Source organism: Pelagicoccus sp. SDUM812003 (genome assembly GCF_031127815.1).
Lineage (GTDB): Bacteria > Verrucomicrobiota > Verrucomicrobiia > Opitutales > Opitutaceae > Pelagicoccus.
On sequence record NZ_JARXHY010000005.1, the window covers coordinates 173,646 to 191,737 of the forward strand.

General features: G+C 58.0%; 12 protein-coding genes. 5 read left to right on the forward strand and 7 right to left on the reverse strand.

Annotated features, from left to right (window positions below; translation table 11 throughout):
- Window positions 1-29: 29 nt before the first annotated feature.
- Entirely contained in the window at window positions 30-491 is a 462-nt protein-coding gene (locus QEH54_RS09165; protein WP_309018364.1) for a RidA family protein, read from the reverse strand.
- A 92-nt stretch (window positions 492-583) separates the two neighbouring features.
- Between QEH54_RS09165 and QEH54_RS09170 the strand changes: the two genes are divergently transcribed.
- Window positions 584-1,363: an SAM-dependent chlorinase/fluorinase gene (locus QEH54_RS09170; RefSeq protein WP_309018365.1), complete on the forward strand. Its 780-nt coding sequence runs from the start codon at window positions 584-586 to the stop codon at window positions 1,361-1,363.
- 21 nt (window positions 1,364-1,384) lie between these two features.
- Here the strand turns inward: QEH54_RS09170 and QEH54_RS09175 are convergent, their stop codons facing one another.
- The 3 genes from QEH54_RS09175 to QEH54_RS09185 all read right to left on the reverse strand — a co-directional run bounded on the left by QEH54_RS09175 (window position 1,385) and on the right by QEH54_RS09185 (window position 5,143).
- The gene (locus tag QEH54_RS09175) at window positions 1,385-2,128 is read right to left on the reverse strand and encodes an anaerobic ribonucleoside-triphosphate reductase activating protein (RefSeq protein ID WP_309018366.1); all 744 of its coding nucleotides are present in this window, start codon (window positions 2,126-2,128) and stop codon (window positions 1,385-1,387) included.
- A gap of 66 nt (window positions 2,129-2,194) precedes the next feature.
- The gene (locus QEH54_RS09180; RefSeq protein ID WP_309018367.1) at window positions 2,195-4,399 is read right to left on the reverse strand and encodes a ribonucleoside triphosphate reductase; all 2,205 of its coding nucleotides are present in this window, start codon (window positions 4,397-4,399) and stop codon (window positions 2,195-2,197) included.
- A gap of 222 nt (window positions 4,400-4,621) precedes the next feature.
- Window positions 4,622-5,143, reverse strand: coding sequence for an NAD(P)H-dependent oxidoreductase (locus QEH54_RS09185; RefSeq protein WP_309018368.1), 522 nt, complete (start codon window positions 5,141-5,143; stop codon window positions 4,622-4,624).
- A 130-nt stretch (window positions 5,144-5,273) separates the two neighbouring features.
- Here QEH54_RS09185 and QEH54_RS09190 point away from each other — a divergent pair, with 130 nt between their 5' ends.
- Window positions 5,274-5,900, forward strand: coding sequence for a hypothetical protein (locus QEH54_RS09190; RefSeq protein ID WP_309018369.1), 627 nt, complete (start codon window positions 5,274-5,276; stop codon window positions 5,898-5,900).
- 36 nt (window positions 5,901-5,936) lie between these two features.
- On the opposite strand, the gene QEH54_RS09195 is transcribed toward QEH54_RS09190, so the two are convergent.
- From QEH54_RS09195 to QEH54_RS09205, 3 genes are all read right to left on the reverse strand, one after another.
- Window positions 5,937-8,813, reverse strand: a complete 2,877-nt coding sequence (locus tag QEH54_RS09195) for an insulinase family protein (RefSeq protein WP_309018370.1) — start codon at window positions 8,811-8,813, stop codon at window positions 5,937-5,939.
- Between the two features lie 23 nt (window positions 8,814-8,836).
- The gene (locus QEH54_RS09200; RefSeq protein ID WP_309018371.1) at window positions 8,837-9,952 is read right to left on the reverse strand and encodes a hypothetical protein; all 1,116 of its coding nucleotides are present in this window, start codon (window positions 9,950-9,952) and stop codon (window positions 8,837-8,839) included.
- A 349-nt stretch (window positions 9,953-10,301) separates the two neighbouring features.
- Window positions 10,302-12,797, reverse strand: coding sequence for a glycogen/starch/alpha-glucan phosphorylase (locus tag QEH54_RS09205; RefSeq protein ID WP_309018372.1), 2,496 nt, complete (start codon window positions 12,795-12,797; stop codon window positions 10,302-10,304).
- 312 nt (window positions 12,798-13,109) lie between these two features.
- On the opposite strand from QEH54_RS09205, the gene QEH54_RS09210 reads away from it, so the two are divergent.
- From QEH54_RS09210 to QEH54_RS09220, 3 genes are all read left to right on the forward strand, one after another.
- A complete protein-coding gene (locus tag QEH54_RS09210; RefSeq protein ID WP_309018373.1) occupies window positions 13,110-14,606 on the forward strand; it encodes an MFS transporter in 1,497 nt (498 codons plus the stop codon).
- Window positions 14,607-14,694: 88 nt separating this feature from the next.
- Complete coding sequence (locus QEH54_RS09215) at window positions 14,695-15,882, forward strand: glycosyl hydrolase family 8 (RefSeq protein WP_309018374.1); 1,188 nt, start codon at window positions 14,695-14,697, stop codon at window positions 15,880-15,882.
- A 40-nt stretch (window positions 15,883-15,922) separates the two neighbouring features.
- Window positions 15,923-18,082: an alpha-glucuronidase family glycosyl hydrolase gene (locus QEH54_RS09220; protein WP_309018375.1), complete on the forward strand. Its 2,160-nt coding sequence runs from the start codon at window positions 15,923-15,925 to the stop codon at window positions 18,080-18,082.
- Window positions 18,083-18,092: the final 10 nt, after the last annotated feature.

Sequence of the window (18,092 nt, forward strand, 5' to 3'; positions counted from 1 at the left end):
GCGCAAGCTTTTCTCCGCGTCAGGGCGACCTACTCCTCTTCCTCCGGATTCGCCACCGCCATCAGCTCGATGGACAGCAAGGCGCCCTCTTGCGGAAAGCCGGAAACCTGCACGCAGCTGAAAGCCGGCACCGCGTTTCCTCGGTAGTAGAGGCGCCTCAACTCCACGAGCTGCTCGTAGTCGGACATCGAGCCCAGGTAGACCCGCTCCTGCGCCACGTCGCGCATGCTCAGCCCATATTGGGCAAGGCAGGACTGCAGCCGGATGTAGATGGTCTTCGCCTGCCTCTCGAAACTCTCGCCGGGGCTGGTCATTGCCGAAACGAATACCACGCCGCCCACCCGGACCGATTGCGGCAGGCCCGCGTCCTGCTCCACCTCCGACATGAAGTTGCTCTCGCGAAACGCCGCCGGCTCCTCGACCGTTTCCGCCTCCACCAAGCAACCCCCTGCGCAAATCGCGCAGACCGCAAAAAACGCTACTAACCTCATCCTTTGACAAGAAACGCGCTCTCGCCCAAAAGCGAGTAATAGTCCAAACTATCCCGCCAAACTCTAGCAATTCCACCCTTCTCGCTCCTCCCATGGCCACGCCTATTCCCTTGATCGCCATACTCACAGACTTCGGACAAAGCGACTGGTACGTCGCCTCGATGAAAGGCGTGATCTCGCGAATCGCCCCCAACGCCCGATTCGTCGACATCACCCACGACATCGAAGACGGAAACGTGCGCTCCGGGGCCTTTATCCTTTCCCAATGCTACGAAGACTTCCCGGAAGGCTCGATCTTTCTCTGCGTGGTGGACCCCGGTGTCGGCTCAAGTCGAAAGCCGATCATTCTCTACACGGGCGACTACTATTTCGTGGCCCCCGACAATGGCTTGCTCGCCATGCTCAAACCGACGCTGAGCCGGGCCTTCGAGATCGATCCGCGCCGCTTCCCAGTCAAAGCCAAGAGCAGCTCCACCTTCCACGGTCGAGACATTTTCGCTCCCGCCGCGGCGTATCTGGCCTCCGGAAACCTCACGCCAAGCGACATCGCCCAGCCGCTGCCGGGCCTCAACTACGGAGGGTACGAGCGAGAGCCCGTAGCCACGCTTCCGACAAAAGGCGAGATCGTCTACTTCGACAAGTTCGGCAATGCAATCAGCGATCTCTACCTCAACGAGCTTTCGCCGCTTCCCGACGAGATCGTATTGAAAAACGGGATCAGCGTCCCGTTCCGGAAAACCTTCTCCGACGTGCCCCCAGGCGAAGCGGTGGCCTACCTTGGTTCCGGCTCGCGCCTGGAGATCGCCATCAACCAAGGCTGCGCCCGGATCACCCTCAACCTGGAGCGCGACTCAGACTTTATCGCTCGGTGAGAAAAGCGCAGCCGCTCACGCTCAGACCGGCTGCAAGGCCTCGAACGCCCTGACTTCGTGTGCCGTGAAGTTGCGAAAACGCAGCTCGAAACCAACCTCGCGGTTTAAATCCGATAGACGAAAACGTCGTTTCGCTGCGCCGTGGCTCCCGATGGTCTTCGGGGCGTTCTGGAAGTGCTGCAGATACAGGGTTCCCGTATAGCCCTGCGTATTCAAATAATCGAACATCCGGTCCACACATGCTTCGTCCACGATCTCCGGATGAACCGTCGTTCGCAGCTCGAACGACACACCGCTGGACCGCAAGGCAGCGAAGCTTCGCTCCCAGAGTTCGGAGCAATCCCAACCCGTGACCCGCTCATAGTCATCAAGCGGGGCCTTGAAATCCAGGGCTACGTAGTCGATCCATCCTCGCTCCAAGAGCAGCTGCAAGCGCTCCGGCGAACCTCCGTTGGTATCGACCTTCACCTGGAAGCCGAGCTGCTTGATTTCCTCGATCATCGGCTCCACCGCGGAACTCAGGAGGCATTCGCCGCCAGAGAGCGTGACACCCTCGAGAAAGCGCCGCCTGTTTCTTAGAAAACGCAGCGTATTCTCCCAATCCATACGTTCGCATTTGCCGAGAACGAAGTCCGGATTGTGACAATAGGGGCAGCGCATCTGGCATCCAGCGAACCAGAGGATGCAGGCCGATCTGCCCGGAAAGTCCTGCAGGGTGAAAGGCGTCACCGACACCAGGGGAAGACGTTGTATCCAATTCTTCATAGCGAAACGACCCCGGCCGCGCATTGCTGAGACACGCGACCGGGCTACTTTTTTTCTCGAAAACGACTACTCGAACAGCGGCAGGTGCGGGTTCGCGGCCAAGGAAAAGTGCTTGCGCTCCTTGTGCTCGCCCTTTTTGCCACGGTTGAAGCTGGAAACCGGACGATGGTAGCCCATGACCCGCGTCCAGACATGCGTATCCTTGCCGCATTGAGGACAGCACTCCTGCTCTCCCTTCAAGTATCCATGATCATCGCACACCGAGAAGACCGGGGTGATGGTCAGGTACGGAAGGCGGAAGTTGGTCAGGGCGCTTTTCACGAAGCGCTTGCAGGACTGACCACTTTCCAACTTCTCGTCCATGTAGAGATGCAGCACAGTGCCGCCCGTGTATTTCGTCTGCAAGGCATCCTGTTTTTCCAGTGCGTAGAACGGGTCGTCGGTGAAGCCCGCTGGCAGTTGACTGCTATTGGTGTAGTAGATGTTTTCGCCATCTCCTGATTGGATGATGCCCGGGAAGCGCTTTCGATCCTCCTTGGCGAAACGATAGGTGGTGCCCTCCGCTGGCGTGGCTTCCAGGTTGTAGAGGTTTCCCGTCTCTTCCTGAAACGCCTTCATGGTCTCGCGAATCATATCCAGCAGCTCGATGGCGAGCCGCTCCCCTTCTGTAGTCGCAATGTCGATACGACCATCGGAGAAATTCTGCAACATCTCGTTCATCCCGTTGATGCCGATGGTGCTGAAGTGATTTCGAAAATGGGAAAGGTAGCGCTTGCTATAAGGGAAAAGGCCTCGATCGAAAAGCGTCTGCACGAAAGCGCGCTTCTTTTCCAGGGTTCCCTTCGCCAGTTTCATCAGGCGCAAGGTTTCCTCCTTCAGGCCATCCCAGTCATCTCGAAAGCGGTAGCCGAGACGGGCCAGGTTGATGGTCACCACTCCGATGGAACCCGTCATCTCCGCCGAGCCGAACAGCCCGTTTCCGCGCTTCAGCAATTCACGAAGATCCAGCTGCAAGCGGCAGCACATGCTGCGCACCGCGTTGGGCTGGTAGGCGTCGGGATTGGGTACCTTGTTTCCCTCTTCGTCATACATCCACAAGCTGCCGAGGAAATTCTGGAAGTAGGAGTTCCCCACCTTGGCGGTGTTCTCGAACAAAGCGTCCGCCGCCGGCGAATCCCAATCGAAGTCCTCCGTTATGTTGACGGTGGGAATCGGAAAGGTGAAGGGCTGCTCGCAGCTATCTCCTTCCGTCATGACCTCGTAGTAGGCGATGTCGATCATCTCCATTTCCTTCTGGAAATGCTTGTAGCGCAGGTCGGTCAGCTTCTCCACGCCACGTTTTTGCGCCATGGCCTCCAGCTTCTCGTCGCTCACATTTTCAAAGAGATGACGGTAGTTACGGCTTGGATACTGATTCGCCAAATCCTGTGGCGGAGTGAAATCCAGCGTGATGTTGGTGAATGGGCTCTGTCCCCATCGAGCGGGTACGTTGAGATTGTAAACGAAACGGCGAATGGCCTTCTTCGTTTCCTTGTAGTCCAGCTGATCCTTGAAGAGCAAGGGGGCCAGATAGGTGTCGAAGGAGCTGAAGGCCTGGGCGCCGGCCCACTCGGATTGCAGAATTCCCAGGAAGTTCGCCATCTGCCCTAGGGCCTCATTGAAGTGATTCGCGGGTCGGCTTGAGACTCGACCGGCCACGCCGTTGAATCCTTCGTCGAGCAGGACCCGCAAGCTCCAGCCCGCGCAATAGCCCGAAAGACTGTCCAAGTCGTGAATATGGATGTCGGCAGAGCGATGGGCCTCGCCCTCCTCCTCCGTATAGACCTGATCAAGCCAGTAGTTGGCGATGAGCTTGCCAGCGGATTGGTTGATCAGTCCGGCATGGCTGTAGCCTACGTTGGCGTTGGCGTTGATGCGCCAGTCCACCTTGTCGATGTATTCGGAAATGCTGTGCTTCACGCTCACCAGCGAGTCACGCGATTCGCCGCTGGCCTCGCTCCCGCCTTCGTCCTTGGTCTGACTCCAAAACGCCTTCAGCGCCGAGAGCATGCCCATGGCGGCCAGCTCTTCCTCGGCCACCTGGTATTCGTTGAGGATTTCGCCATCCCGCTCCTGACGCTGCAGACGCTGAGCGATATTGGCATAGAGCGTGGCGGAAAACGGGGTGCAACTCTCCTTCAGAGCCAGCTGCAAACGATCACGCAGGCGATCGGAAAGGTGAAAACGCAGGAGGGAGGAATCCGATGTGGGGGCGGTGGAGGTATTTTTCATATCAAGACACAACCCCATATGTTGTGGTCTTTTTTCAAACAACCACAATATAGTGGATATCCGTCGAATCGGGCAGGTAGATTCGACGCTAATAAAACGCAGCGCTCCCCCTAATCTCAGAGCGCTGGATATCCCGCAAAGCGGGTCTCCGTGCATGCCCGCAACGCGAGCTCAGGGGCCATCGCGGAAGGCGAAACCCGACGGGCGAGGCGGCTTCGCGGGCTACGCGAGCTTGCGAGCAAGCGAAAGGAAATCGTTCCCGAACTGCTGCAAACGTCCGGCGATCTCAGATTTCAACTCCGGCCCATCCCAATCCGCTCCGGTGGTGTACACGAATCGCGGCAGAATGATCACGCGAAAATCGAGCATCAGCGCGTTGGCTATCGCCATGGGCGACATGTAGCTCATAGCTCCGCCCGCCGAGCAAAGGATGCCAGCGACCTTGCCTTCCATCTTGCGTCCGGAGAGCTCCATCCAGTTCTTCAAGGCCGCATTCATCCCGTAGTTGTAGATCGGCGTGGCGATCACGTAAGCGTCCGCGCTCTCCATGCGCTCGTTGAGAGCCACCGTGTTGGGATCTCCATAGGCCGCTCCCCCATCGCAGATGGGCAGCGGCAGCTCCTGCAGGTCGATGAAGTCCACCGAAACGCCCTCGGCGCTAGCGAGCTGATTTTCGAGGGCTCGAGCCACGTCGCGGCTTTTGCTTTGCGGATTCAAACTGGAGCTGATGATGGCGATGTTCATTAGCAAGTTCTTTCTTTTCTAATCGGAGAAAGTCAACGGATTCCTGTTCCCCGCGACTGCGTACGATTTCACTCGCTTCCGGAGCCGACTTCCAACTGAGATTCCCTCGATGCCTCTCGAACGAATTGAAATGAAACTCGAGCCCGCTCGGCCTAGCGACCGGATCCATCGATTTCTCGAGGAGGCGGATCGCTGGATCGACCGATTCTTCGAGCAAAAGCGAAACCGGCGTCTCCCGCGCTACATCCCCAGCGATCCTCTGCTGGTGTATTCCGCTCTCAACTACATAGAAGCTCATCAGCTCGCCTTGGGGAAAACTTTCTGCGAATGGGGTAGCGGCTTTGGCGTATCCACCGGTCTGGCTTCCCTGCTCGGCTATCAAGCCTACGGAATAGAGATTCAGGAGGAGCTGCATGAGCGGGCGGTGGAACTTGCGAAATCCGAACGCATCGACGCCCAGTTTCTCAACAACTCCTATCTCCCCGAAGGTTTCGAGTTCTACGAGGGTCACGGCACAAACCGACTCATCGCTCCATCGGATTTGAAACGACGGCAGCGGTCTCTCGCCTACAGCTTGCAGTACGAAGAGATGGACATCGAGATAGAGGAGATCGACATCTTCTACGTCTACCCCTGGCCAGAAGAGCAGGAGCTGATGCTCGAACTGTTCGATGCGGTCGCGGCTGAGGACGCCCTGCTGCTCGCCTACTTCGGGCCCGGCGACATCAGTCTCTTTCGCAAGTACCTCGACGACTGAGCTGGCAAAAAAGACGCGCCCCTGCGACTCGACTCCCTACTTGTCCTCCGATGCCCCGGAGCGAAACTCCCGACTCCAGACCGGCCGCTCCGCCAAGTTGGCCGTCATCGCCGGCACGATCGCTACCGCCAAGGCTTGGTCGCGTTTCAGAAAGCGCTTCGCTACTGCCTGCACTTCCTCGGCAGTCATGCTCGAAAGCAAACCATCGCGATAGCGTATCGCGTTTTCCAATACTTCAGGATACTCCTGCAACCCGTACAGGACATGCTCCAGAAGATAGCCATTGTCCTTCCATGCCTGTCTCAGCCCCTCTTCCATCGGCGCCACCGCCTTGCGCACTTCATCATCCGAAATCGCCGTAGACGCCAGTTCATCCGAGATCTCAAGAACCGCATCCAGGATCTTTCCCGCGTCCTGCTTTAGACAATCGATATCCGCTCTCACGTGGCGAAGGGTTTCGTAGGCCGAAAACGTGACGTAGCTCACCGTGGGAGCGTAGGTCGCCCCCATCTCTTCGCGAACCTTCTCGCGTATTCTCGTCTCCAATACGGAACTCAGCACATACAACGCGGCGCTTTCGCGCTGCGTAAGCTCCTCCTGAATCGTCCAGACGATGACCGACGCCGCATTGTCGCCCTTTCCATTCTGGTATTCGATGAGCCGTTTTCCCGTTTGCGGCGTCACTCTCAGCCTTCGAGCGGAATCGAAGGCGCTTTTGTGATCCTCCCTCATCGGCAATGCTCCCAAGGTTTGAGCGACGAGCTCGACCACTTCGTCTTCGTTCACATCCCCGACCAGAGCGACTTCCAAATATCCACGCTTGAACGAGTCGCCAAGCCACGCGCTGATTTCCGAAGGATCGACCTGCTCGATATCTCGCAAAGACGGAGCATGAAAGCGGGGCTGATCGGGATAGATGAGCCGATAGAGATCGCGATATCCTTCGTTCATGCCGTCCGGCTCCAACTCCCTTGATTGGGTCAGCTTGGATTGAGCGAGCTCGAAGGCGTCCCGATCCACCCGCGGATCGAGAAGGTATTCGGCGACGATCTTCAGGAACTCGTCCAAACCATCGGTTGGGGCCAGAGCGCGGTAGGTGAACGCGTCATGATCCTCCACTCCGAAGACGAAGGAAGAAACATTGTCTCGAAGTTCCTGATACACGTCCTCGATATCATGGTTTCCAAAACCGCTGCGAAACAGAGCGGGCATCGCCAAGGCATGCGTGCCAGGGTTGCTATCGGTAAACGCGAGCATGCCTCCGCCCACCCGCACCAAGGCCCGCACCGTATCCTTCTCGTTTTCGGTACGCATCAGCGTTAGGCGGGCGTTGTTGGAAAAACGAAAAGTCTTCGCTCCGATTTCCGTGAGTTCCGTTTCCTCGACCACCGTTCCGGGCGTTCCGAAATTTGAATACTGAAACGACTCGGCGAAATTCGGCACGTAGGGCATCACTACAAACTTCCGATCCCCCTTGATTCGCGCTTTCAGAAGGTCCGTATCAAAAGGCTGCTTGAAGTCTCCTGCCGCGAAATACGCGAGTCGTTTGGATTCCCACACCTCGCGAAAGGCGGCGTTCACCTCCTCCAGTTTCAGCTCCTCGATGAAGGTTTGCATCTGCTCGAAAAAGTCGCGCTTTCCCGCATAGACCCGATCCGAAGCGATGGAATCCACCAGATCGTCAATCAGAAATCGGGGTTCGGCAGTCTCGTAGCGAGCGGCCGCCATGCGATTGCTCTTCAGCCAGTTTTCGCGCAGGCGTTCCAATTCCTGTGGGGTGAACCCGTGCTGCGTGGCCTGCCTCAAGAGCTGATCCATCCAGATGAACGCCTCCCACCAGTACTCGCCGCCGGAACTGATGGTCAGCTGGCAATAGGCCAGATCGTAGATGCGGCTATAGGTCGCGAAATTGTCGCTCATCCCGTCGATAAGCGAACGGCAGCGCTCGTTGAAGATGGAGGTCGCGAACGAGCGAAGCGCATCGCTTCGACGACGCTCCCAATTGTCGCGCCGCTGGCGATCGTCCCAGGGCCGAGAGAGCTCTAGCGTGAATCGCTCCACGCCAGCGACATCCACCGAGCCCATGCGAAACGGCTTCGATCGAGTCAGCTTCCCCAACTTGCGCTTGGCAGGTTTTCCGCGAGGCTTCTCCATGGATGAAAACGCGGTCTCGATCTCCGCCTGCATCGATTCCACATCGAAGTCGCCCACCACCACCAAAGTCATGAGGTCCGGCCGGTACCACTTTTGGTAAAACTCGATCAACTGCTCGCGCGATACGTTCTTCACCACCGACTGCAACCCGATCGGATGCCGGTCGGCCAGCCGTGTGCCATCGAAATAGAAGCGAAACGATTCCTGCGAAACCAAGGCGCTAGGCGACTCTCTGGCCTGACGCTCCCGTGAAATCACCTCGCGCTCCGTATCCACTCGTTCCTCACTGAAGAGGATGCCATCGGAGTAGTCGCGAAAAAGCCGCAAGCCCTGCCGAATCAGGGACAGATCCTTTTGCGGCAGCTCGAGATGATAGACCGTCTTGTCATGGTAAGTGAAGGCATTGACATCGGTCCCATAACTCATGCCGAGCCGCTGAAAGAAGGCGATCAGCTCGCCAGGAGCGAAGTTTCGCGTGCCCTCGAAGGCCATATGCTCGATGAAATGGGCCACCCCACGCTCGTCCTCCTTTTCGTCCAACGAGCCGACCTCCACCAGCAGACGCATGCTGATGATGCCCTGCTTCGCCCGATGGGGCTTCAGAGCGTAGCCAAACCCGTTTTCCAGCTCGCCCCAAACGATGGACGGGTCCGGCGAAATGTCGCTGCGCTCATGCGGCCAATCGGCCCGCTTGGCAGCGAACACCGACAAGGGAATCGCTACCAGCAGTACGACGATCGCTAGACTCCGCGTTCTCATCCCTTCCCCTCCCGTTCAGCTGCTCAGTATCCAGATGGCAAGGTCACGATGCTCACCCTCTGCCCTTTGCCCAGTCCCGCGTCGCTGCTCTGTTCCGGAACTGCTAGCAAGATCGATCCATCCTTCATCGGCGCCAGAGCGAACTTGCCCGGAGTCGAGAAATCCCGCTGCGGTCGAAACCGAATCGAACGCGTATCCTTCTTGCCTTTCGGAAACATCAGCTCGCCCGAATTGCCCACGAGCAGGACGCGGTTTGTAGGCGTGATCTGGATACCCGACAGGGCAGTGATGCCTCGCACGATCGTCTGCATGGATTCTATGCCTTCGTATTTGCCTGCTTCGATGCGAAAGACGGATCCGCTCGGACGCCCTTGCGTGTGATTGGTTATGAAATACAGCATATCTTCGCTTTCGCGATAGATCATATCCGAAGGCAAGCTGGTGGTGCGGATGAATTCGACCTTCTTGGGCACCCCATCCGAAAGCAGTTCCTGCACCGATTCCGAATCGATGCGCCAGATGCCCGGACGCCCCGGCTGCCGCCTGTCGAACATGTGACCGCCGACCCCGGATTCCCCGATGTAAAGATTGCCCTTGGTATCGAAACACAAACTCGAGGGGGCCAGCAGGCTTTGCTTGCCGTCGAGGGTCACCTTGCTGTTCGGGCTAAGATCGATCTTCTTGATCACCCGTCCTCGGTTCGGATCGATCACAAGCAATCCGATCATGATGCGCGACAAATCCTTCAGCGCTCGACCCGCGCTGTCCTGCACCAGCGGGGAGCCCACCACCATGAAGAGAGCGCCTTGGGGCACGTTTCCGTAGCGTACCGGAGAAAAGTCCATATCGATGGGGGCGGTCAGGGAGGTGACGAATCTCATGCTGTCCACGCTCACCTGCCCCGAAGCGTCCACCGAAAGCTTGCTGAGGAAGCTCTCGCTTCGCAACGTGCCCGCTTCCCCCTGGGAGTGGTTGATAACGAACAAGTAGCGCTGATCCGGGCTGAACACCGCGGCGGTGGGCCGAAGGAAGCCATCCAGCTGCTGCGTCACTTGCGGTCGATTCTGAGCTTGAAGGCCAGCGCAAAAAACGGCTAGGGCCATCCCTATCAGGGCGAAAAAACGAGGTTTTTGAGTCATAGTTCGGTCGTCTAGGTGAATCCCAGCCTTCGGTATCGGGTAAAACGGCTGGAAATGCTTCCAGCCTCGAAAATGCGTGAATCTCTCCATATGCCAAGCCTCGTTTTGCGACTCGAACGCAGCCTCGGCGTAGAAGTATCCACTCCATAGCGGAGAGAGAAGAGAAGCGAAGAAATGGCGGCCGGGCTGCCAAAAGGCTCGGCGACGAACCGAAAGTGGACATGTCCCGTTTCGAGCGAGCGCATGAAATCGGCCAGCTAAAAGCCGTCTCCCGCAGACAGGAGACGGCTGAAATCATGTCAGCTTTCGCAGGCTATGCGGCCGCCAGCGAAAGCAGTTGGCGCGCTGCCTATTCGACCTCGACCGGATCCACGTTCCAGATCTCCTCGGCGTACTCCGAGATAGTGCGGTCGGAGGAGAACTTGCCGACGCGAGCGGTATTCAGGATGGCCATACGGGCCCACCTGCGCTTGTCCTTGAAGGCTGCATCCACTTTTTCCTGACAATCGATATAGGAGCGATAGTCCGCGAGGACCTTGAACGGGTCGCCACCGCCTAGCAAGCTATGCTTGAGCGGCTCCAGCACATGCGGCTCGTCCTGCGTGAAGTAGCTGGAACCGACCCAATCCACCACAGCCTTCAGCTCTTCGTCCGCATGATAGTAGCTCATGGGATCGTATCCATTGGCGTCGAGGGATTGCACTTCATCCACCGTCAATCCGAAGATGAAGATGTTGTCGTCGCCGACTTCCTCCCCGATCTCGATGTTCGCTCCGTCCAAGGTGCCGATCGTGAGAGCTCCATTGAGAGCGAGCTTCATGTTTCCGGTGCCAGAAGCTTCCTTACCAGCGGTGGAGATCTGCTCGGAAAGATCGGCCGCCGGGATGATTTTGGCCGCGAGCGATACGCGGTAGTTCGGCAGGAAGACCACCTTGAGCTTACCCTTGATGCGCTCGTCGTTGTTGATCATCTCGCCCACCGAGTTGATGGCTTTGATGATGGTCTTGGCGAGGAAGTAACCGGGAGCCGCCTTGGCCCCGAAGATGAAAACACGGGGCGCGATATCCATGTCGGGATCATGCAGCAAGCGGCGGTAGAGAGTGAGAATGTGCAGCAGATTCAGGTGCTGACGCTTGTACTCGTGCAATCTCTTGATCTGCACGTCGAACAAGGCGTTGGGGTCGACGTCGACGTCGCACTCCTCCTTGATGACACGCGCGAGCTCAACCTTGTTCTCGTATTTGACTTTCATATACGCGTCCTGGAATTTCTTGTCGTCAGCGTACTTTTCCAGTCCTTTGAGCGTATCCAGTTTCTTAGGCCAGTCGTTTGGAATCTTTACCGAATCAATCAGGCTGGAGAGTGCCGGATTGCACGCGAGCAGCCAGCGACGCGGCGTGATGCCGTTGGTCTTGTTGGTAAACTTTCCTGGATACAGGGCGTTGAAGCTGGGGAACAGCACGGTCTTTAGCAGTTCGGAGTGAATGGCCGCAACGCCATTGACCATATGGCTGCCGACTACCGCCATGTGAGCCATGCGCACCATCTTGGGGTGGCCCTCCTCGATGAGCGAAAGATCGCGCTTCATCCAGTTGTCACCCGGCCAGCGCTGCTCGACCAGATCCATCAGGCGGCGATTGATCTCATAGATGATCTGCAAGTGCCGCGGGAGCACCTTCTCGAAGAGGGGTACGCTCCACTTCTCGAGAGCTTCGGGAAGCAGGGTGTGGTTGGTGTACGCGAAGGTTTTGGTGACGATCTCCCAGGCCTTGTTCCAGCCGAGCCTTTCCTCGTCCACCAGAATGCGCATCAGTTCCGGCACCGCGATAGCCGGGTGCGTATCGTTGAGCTGGATGGCGACCTTGTCCGCGAAGCTGTCCCAACCGTCGTTGTTCTTGAAATGGCGACGAATGATATCGTGCAAGGAACAGGAGACGAAGAAGTACTGCTGCACCAAGCGAAGCTCCTTGCCGTTCTCCGTCTTGTCATTTGGATACAGAACCTTGGAGATCGTTTCGCCAATCGCCTTCTCGCGAACGGCTTCAACGTAGTCTCCACGATTGAACTCCTCCAGATCGAATTCCTCGGAGGAGCGCGAGGACCACAGGCGCAGGAAGTTGACCGTCTTGGTGCCGTATCCAGCGATCGGTATATCGTAGGGCACGCCTTGGATGCTGCGCGTGCTCACCCATTTTGGATACGGGTCGCCATGATCGTCGAAAGCGGTCTCCACGTGACCGTAGAGCTTGATGCTCAACGTGTACTCAGGACGCACGATATCCCACGGCGTGCCGTACTTCTTCCAGCTGTCAGGCTGCTCGATCTGGTGACCATTGGAAAACGCCTGCTTGAAGAGGCCAAATTCGTAGTAGATGCCGTAGCCGATGGCCGGCAGATCAAGCGTGGCCAGGGAGTCGAGGAAACAAGCCGCCAATCGCCCGAGACCTCCGTTGCCCAGTCCCATGTCGAGCTCCTCGTTGTAGACCGCTTCCCATTCCAGACCCAGCTCCTCCACCGCCTCGCGCACTTCGTCGTAGATGCCGGCGCTGTACATGTTGTTCACCAGCATTCGTCCCATGAGGTATTCCATGGACAGGTAGTAGATGCGCCGCGAGTTCTTCTCGAAATGCGTCTTTTGCGTGGCGATCATGTTGTCCACGATGCGGTCGCGCACGGCGAGCGAGACGCAAGTCCACCAGTCGCGACTGGTGGCGAGTTTCGGGTTGTGGGCCAAGGTATACTTCAGGTGATCGAGTATCGCCTGCTTCATGCAATCGGTCGAAATCTTAGTGGATTTCGAGGCCGACTTCTTAGCGTTGGACTTCTTTTTAGCAGCAGTTGTCATGGAATTCAAAAACGGTTGGTTATGAGACTGTTGATATACGATCGGTCTCGATAAACTGACAAAGGGAAAATACCCGAAACCGTGTTTTGCGCCATAAAATCTAAGACTTTTCGCATCGTGCGACCGCTAGCACAGTCCGCGCCGACGATGCCACTCTTCCCGCTTTCCCTCAGGACGTTGCAAAGCCCAAGTTAAACGTCTAATTGTTTAAGCTTCCGATTTGAGGCCCCCTCTTCATTGTCACCGAGTCCGTTGATGAGCGAACGCACTCCCTCGCCCCAACCTCCCCAAACAAAGGATCTATCCTGATTTATGAGCACCTCTCACTTCACTCAAAAACTCTCTTTCCGAGAAAAGGTCGGATACAGCCTTGGCGACGCCTCCGCCAACTTTGTCTTCCAGACCATGATCTTCTATCAGTTCACGTTCTACGTGGACGTATTCGGCATGTCGGCCGCGGCCGCGGGCACCATGTTCCTCATCGGACGCCTCTTCGACGCCATCACCGACCCGGCCATGGGCATCATCGCCGACCGCACGGAAACCCGCTGGGGAAAATTCCGTCCATGGCTGGTCTGGTCCGCCGGTCCCTTCGCGTTCGCCTTCTGGCTCGCCTTCACCACGCCGGACTGGTCTGATAACTGGAAGACCGCCTACGCCTTCATCATGTACTTCATGCTCTGGGGGGCCTACACCGTCAACAACGTCCCCTACAGCGCCCTCAACGGCGTGCTCACCGGCGACGTCAACGAGCGCACCACACTTTCCACCTACCGCTTCGTTTCCGCCATGGCGGCCACCTTCATGGTTCAAGGCCTCACCTGGCCGCTGGTGGCCAAGTTCGGCGACGGAGACGACGCGAAGGGCTGGTCCGCCACCATCGCCATTTTCGCCGCCATCTCAGTGGTCTTTTTCATCATCTCCTTCTTCAGCGTGAAGGAGCGCGTGAAGCCCGACCCGGAACAGAAGAGCTCCGTCAAGACCGACCTCAGCGACTGCTTCAAGAACAAGGCATGGGTGGTACTCTTCATCGCCACGCTCTTCATCTTCATCAATCTCGCCACCCGCGGCGGCGCATTGACGCTCTTCACCCAGTACTACGTCGACCAGGATGAACTCTTCGCCTTCATCACCCACTTCGGCGTGGTGGTTCCGGAAGGCCAGGACATGACCCTCTGGCAGAAGTGGCTCGATATCTTTGGATACATCATCAACGAGGGACGCACCAACGTTCACAACGTGGGCTTCGGTCTCTTCGGCATGATCGGAAACGCGGTCACGATCATCGGCGTGGTGCTCTCCAAGCCGCTCTCGACCGTTTTCGGCAAGAAAGCCGTCTTCTGCGGCTCCATGTTCGCCACCGCCGTCACCACCGGCTGGCTCTTCTTCCTGCCCGCGGAAAACATCACCATGCAGTTCCTGCAGGGCATCGCCTGGTCCGCTAGCTACGGCCCTTCCATCCCGCTGCTCTGGTCCATGATCGCTGACGCAGCCGACTGGTCGGAATGGAAAACTGGACGACGCGCCACCGGCATCGCCTACGCGGGCGTCGTTTTCGCCCTCAAAGCAGGACTCGGCATCGGCGGTTTCGTCGGCTCCCTCATCCTCGGTTTCTACGGCTTCCAAGGTGGAGGCGAAGCCGCTTCCCAGGACGCGCTGCTCGGCATTCGCGTCACCGCGGGCATGTTCCCAGCAGTCCTGTTCGCGGTCGCTGGCGGCATCATGCTATTCTACCCGATCAGCAAGGAGCTCAACCTTCAGATCGGCGACGAGCTGGCGGCTCGACGTCGCGAACGCAGCGGCGACTAGCGGTCGGCTCCTAATTGTATTCAAAAACTTGTTATCAGAGGGGGTGCCGCTTCGGCGCCTCCTCTTTTGCCACCCCACTCCATCCGTCATGATCGGCCAAACGATTCTTGCATTCTCGATCTCGTCTCTCGCTTTCACGGGTCTGGCTGCCACGCCCGAACCGCATACCGCGCCAAACCTCTTCGCCGACTACCTAGGCAAAACGCAATCGGAGGTCGACGCCAAGGTCGACGGCGCCTTCCAGCAGCTCTTTTACGGCGATGAAATGACCGAGCGCCTCTACTACCCGGTCGAAGGCGACATGGCCTACATATGGGACGTGGCCAGCGACGACGTTCGCTCCGAAGGCATGTCCTACGGCATGATGGTCGCAGTGCAGCTCGACAAGAAACAGGAGTTCGACCGCCTCTGGAAATGGAGCTACACCTACATGCGCCTCGATTCCGGACCTTTCGAAGGCTACTTCAATTGGCAGAACGCCACCGATGGCACGAAGCTCGCGCCAGGCTCCGCCCCGGACGGCGAGGAGTGGTTCGCCACCGCCCTTTATTTCGCAGCGAATCGTTGGGGAAACGGCCAGGGGATCTACGACTACCAGAGGCAGGCCGACGACATTCTACGCCACATGCTTCACAAGCAGAGCACCGAAAAGACCCTCCCCATCATCGACCGAGAGTACAATCAGGTGCGCTTCGTGCCTTGGCAGGATTGGGACGGTGTGACCGACGCCTCCTACCACCTGCCCGCCTTCTACGAAATCTGGGCCAAGCAGGCCTCGGCCGACAACGACTTCTGGGCGGCGATGGCGGATCATAGCCGAGCCTTCTTCAAAGAGGTCGCCCATCCGGATACAGGGCTCATGCCAGACTATTCCTACTACAAGGAAACCGATCGCGAAATCGGCGACCACAAGGACTTTCGCTTCGACGCCTGGCGCGTCATGTCAAACGTGGCTCTCGACCATGCTTGGTGGGGAGAGGATCCCCAATGGCAAGTCATGCAAAGCAACCGCATCCTAAGCTTCCTCTCCCAGTTCGAGCCTAACATTCCCAACCAGTTTTCCGTCGATGGCACGCCACTCGACCGCACCAGCTCGCCAGGACTCTACGCCATGGCGGCCAGCGCCGCCCTTGCCGCCGACCGTGAGATAGGAGAACCTTTCGTAGAGCGTCTTTGGGAAACGGATACGCCATCCGGCCACTGGCGCTACTACGACGGCATCATATACATGCTCGGCCTACTACAGGTCAGCGGAAACTTCCAAGTCATCGAATAACCGTCGCTCATCCAACGCCAACCCCCAACGCGCCTACGTCATGCTCACGCAACTACGTAAACTCATCATAACGCTATCCCTCGTACTCGCGACGCAGATCTTCGCGGAAGACGGATACCGTCTCTGGCTTCGCTACGATGCGATTTCGGACAATGCTCTCGCCTCCCGCTACGCCAGCCGGATCGCTGCCCCTCGCGCATCTGCGGAAGCCAGCGAAACCATGAAGATAGCGACAGAGGAGCTGCAGCGTGGGCTTTCCGGCCTTTTGGGCGAACAATATAGCGACGGCGCTCCCGCCCTTCTTCTCATCACCCCGGACTCCCCAAGCGAGCTGGCCGAGCTGCTGAACGACGAGGAGCAGGACGGGCTTGGCACGGAAGGATACCTGATCAAGGAAATCGATTTCAAAGAAAACAGCCACATCGCCATCGCCGCGAATTCAGACCAAGGAATACTCTACGGCGCATTCGCATTTCTAAGACACTTGCAGACGAACCAATCCCTCGAGGGCATCCGAATCGTTAGCTCTCCAAAGATCGGCCATCGTCTCCTGAACCATTGGGACAACCTCACCCGCACCATCGAGCGCACCATGGTGGGGGCTTCCATCTGGAACTGGTTCGACCTGCCATACTACATCGAACCCTACTACCACGACTACGCTCGGGCCTGCGCCTCCGTGGGAATCAACGGGACGGTGCTCACCAACGTGAACGCGAACGCCACCGTGCTGCGGCCGCAGTTTCTGGAAAAGGTCGCGGCGCTGGCCGACACCTTTCGCCCCTACGGCATCAGAGTCTACCTCACCGCCCGCTTTTCCGCTCCCGTAGAAATCGGAGGTCTCGAAACGGCCGATCCGCTCGATCCCGCCGTCATAAAGTGGTGGACCGACAAGATCGACGAGATCTACACCTACGTTCCAGACTTCGGCGGCTTCGTAGTCAAAGCCAATTCCGAAGGCCAACCGGGTCCCCAGAACTACGGCCGCGACCACGCCGACGGAGCTAATCTGCTGGCCCGCGCCCTCAAACCGCACGGCGGCATCGTCATGTGGCGGGCCTTCGTCTACGACTTCGAAGTCAAGGAAGACCGACACAAGCAAGCCTACACAGAGTTCACCGAACTCGACGGACGCTTCGAATCCAATGTTTCGATACAGACCAAGAACGGCGCCATCGACTTCATGCCGCGCGAGCCGTTTCATCCGCTTTTCGGCGCCACCCCCGAAACGCCGCACACGCTGGAGCTGCAAATCACTCAGGAATACCTCGGCGGCGACGTCCATCTCGCTTTTCTCGCTCCCATGTGGAAAGAGACGCTCGAGTCCGACACCTTCGCCAGAGGCCCTGGCTCCACCGTGGCCAAGATCGTAGACGGCACCGTTTTCGACCATGATCTTACCGCCATCGCTGGCGTGGCCAACATCGGAAACGAGCGAAATTGGACCGGTCACCCGCTCGCCGCGGCCAACTGGTACGCCTTCGGTCGCCTCGCTTGGGACCATCAAATCTCCTCCGAGCAAATCGCCGACGAATGGACCCGCATGACCTTCGGAAACGACGAAGAGGTCGTCTCCACCATTGAGTCCCTCCTTCTTGGATCCCACCAGACCGTGGTCGACTACTCCATGCCGCTCGGACTGCATCACATCATGTACCCAGGCCACCACTACGGACCCGCTCCCTGGTGGAATCAAGGTCGTCCGGACTGGACCTCCGTCTACTACCACCGGGCGGACCAGGAAGGCATCGGCTTCGACCGAACCGCCAGCGGCACCGACGCCCTCGGCCAGTATGCGCCCGAAGTTCAGGAAGCTTGGGGAACGCCCGAGTCCATCCCGCACAAGTACCTGCTCTGGTTCCATCATGTGAAGTGGGACTACGAAATGCCCTCCGGTCGCACGCTCTGGGATGAGCTATGCTACACCTACCAGCAAGGCGTGGAGGAAGCAGGTGAAATGGTCGAAAAATGGAAAACCCTCGAGGGCGAGATCGATCAGCAACGCTTCGCTCGCACGCTGGCGCTGCTGAAACGCCAGCACAGCGACGCCGCGTTCTGGCGCGACGCCTGTCTGGCCTATTTTCAGACCTTCAGCGATCGTCCGATTCCGGAAGGCGTTCCCAAACCCGAGCACGATCTTGAGTACTATAAAAACTTCGAGCTCTACCACGTGCCTGGACATCCAGGAGAACAGTGGTAGGCAGCTCTCC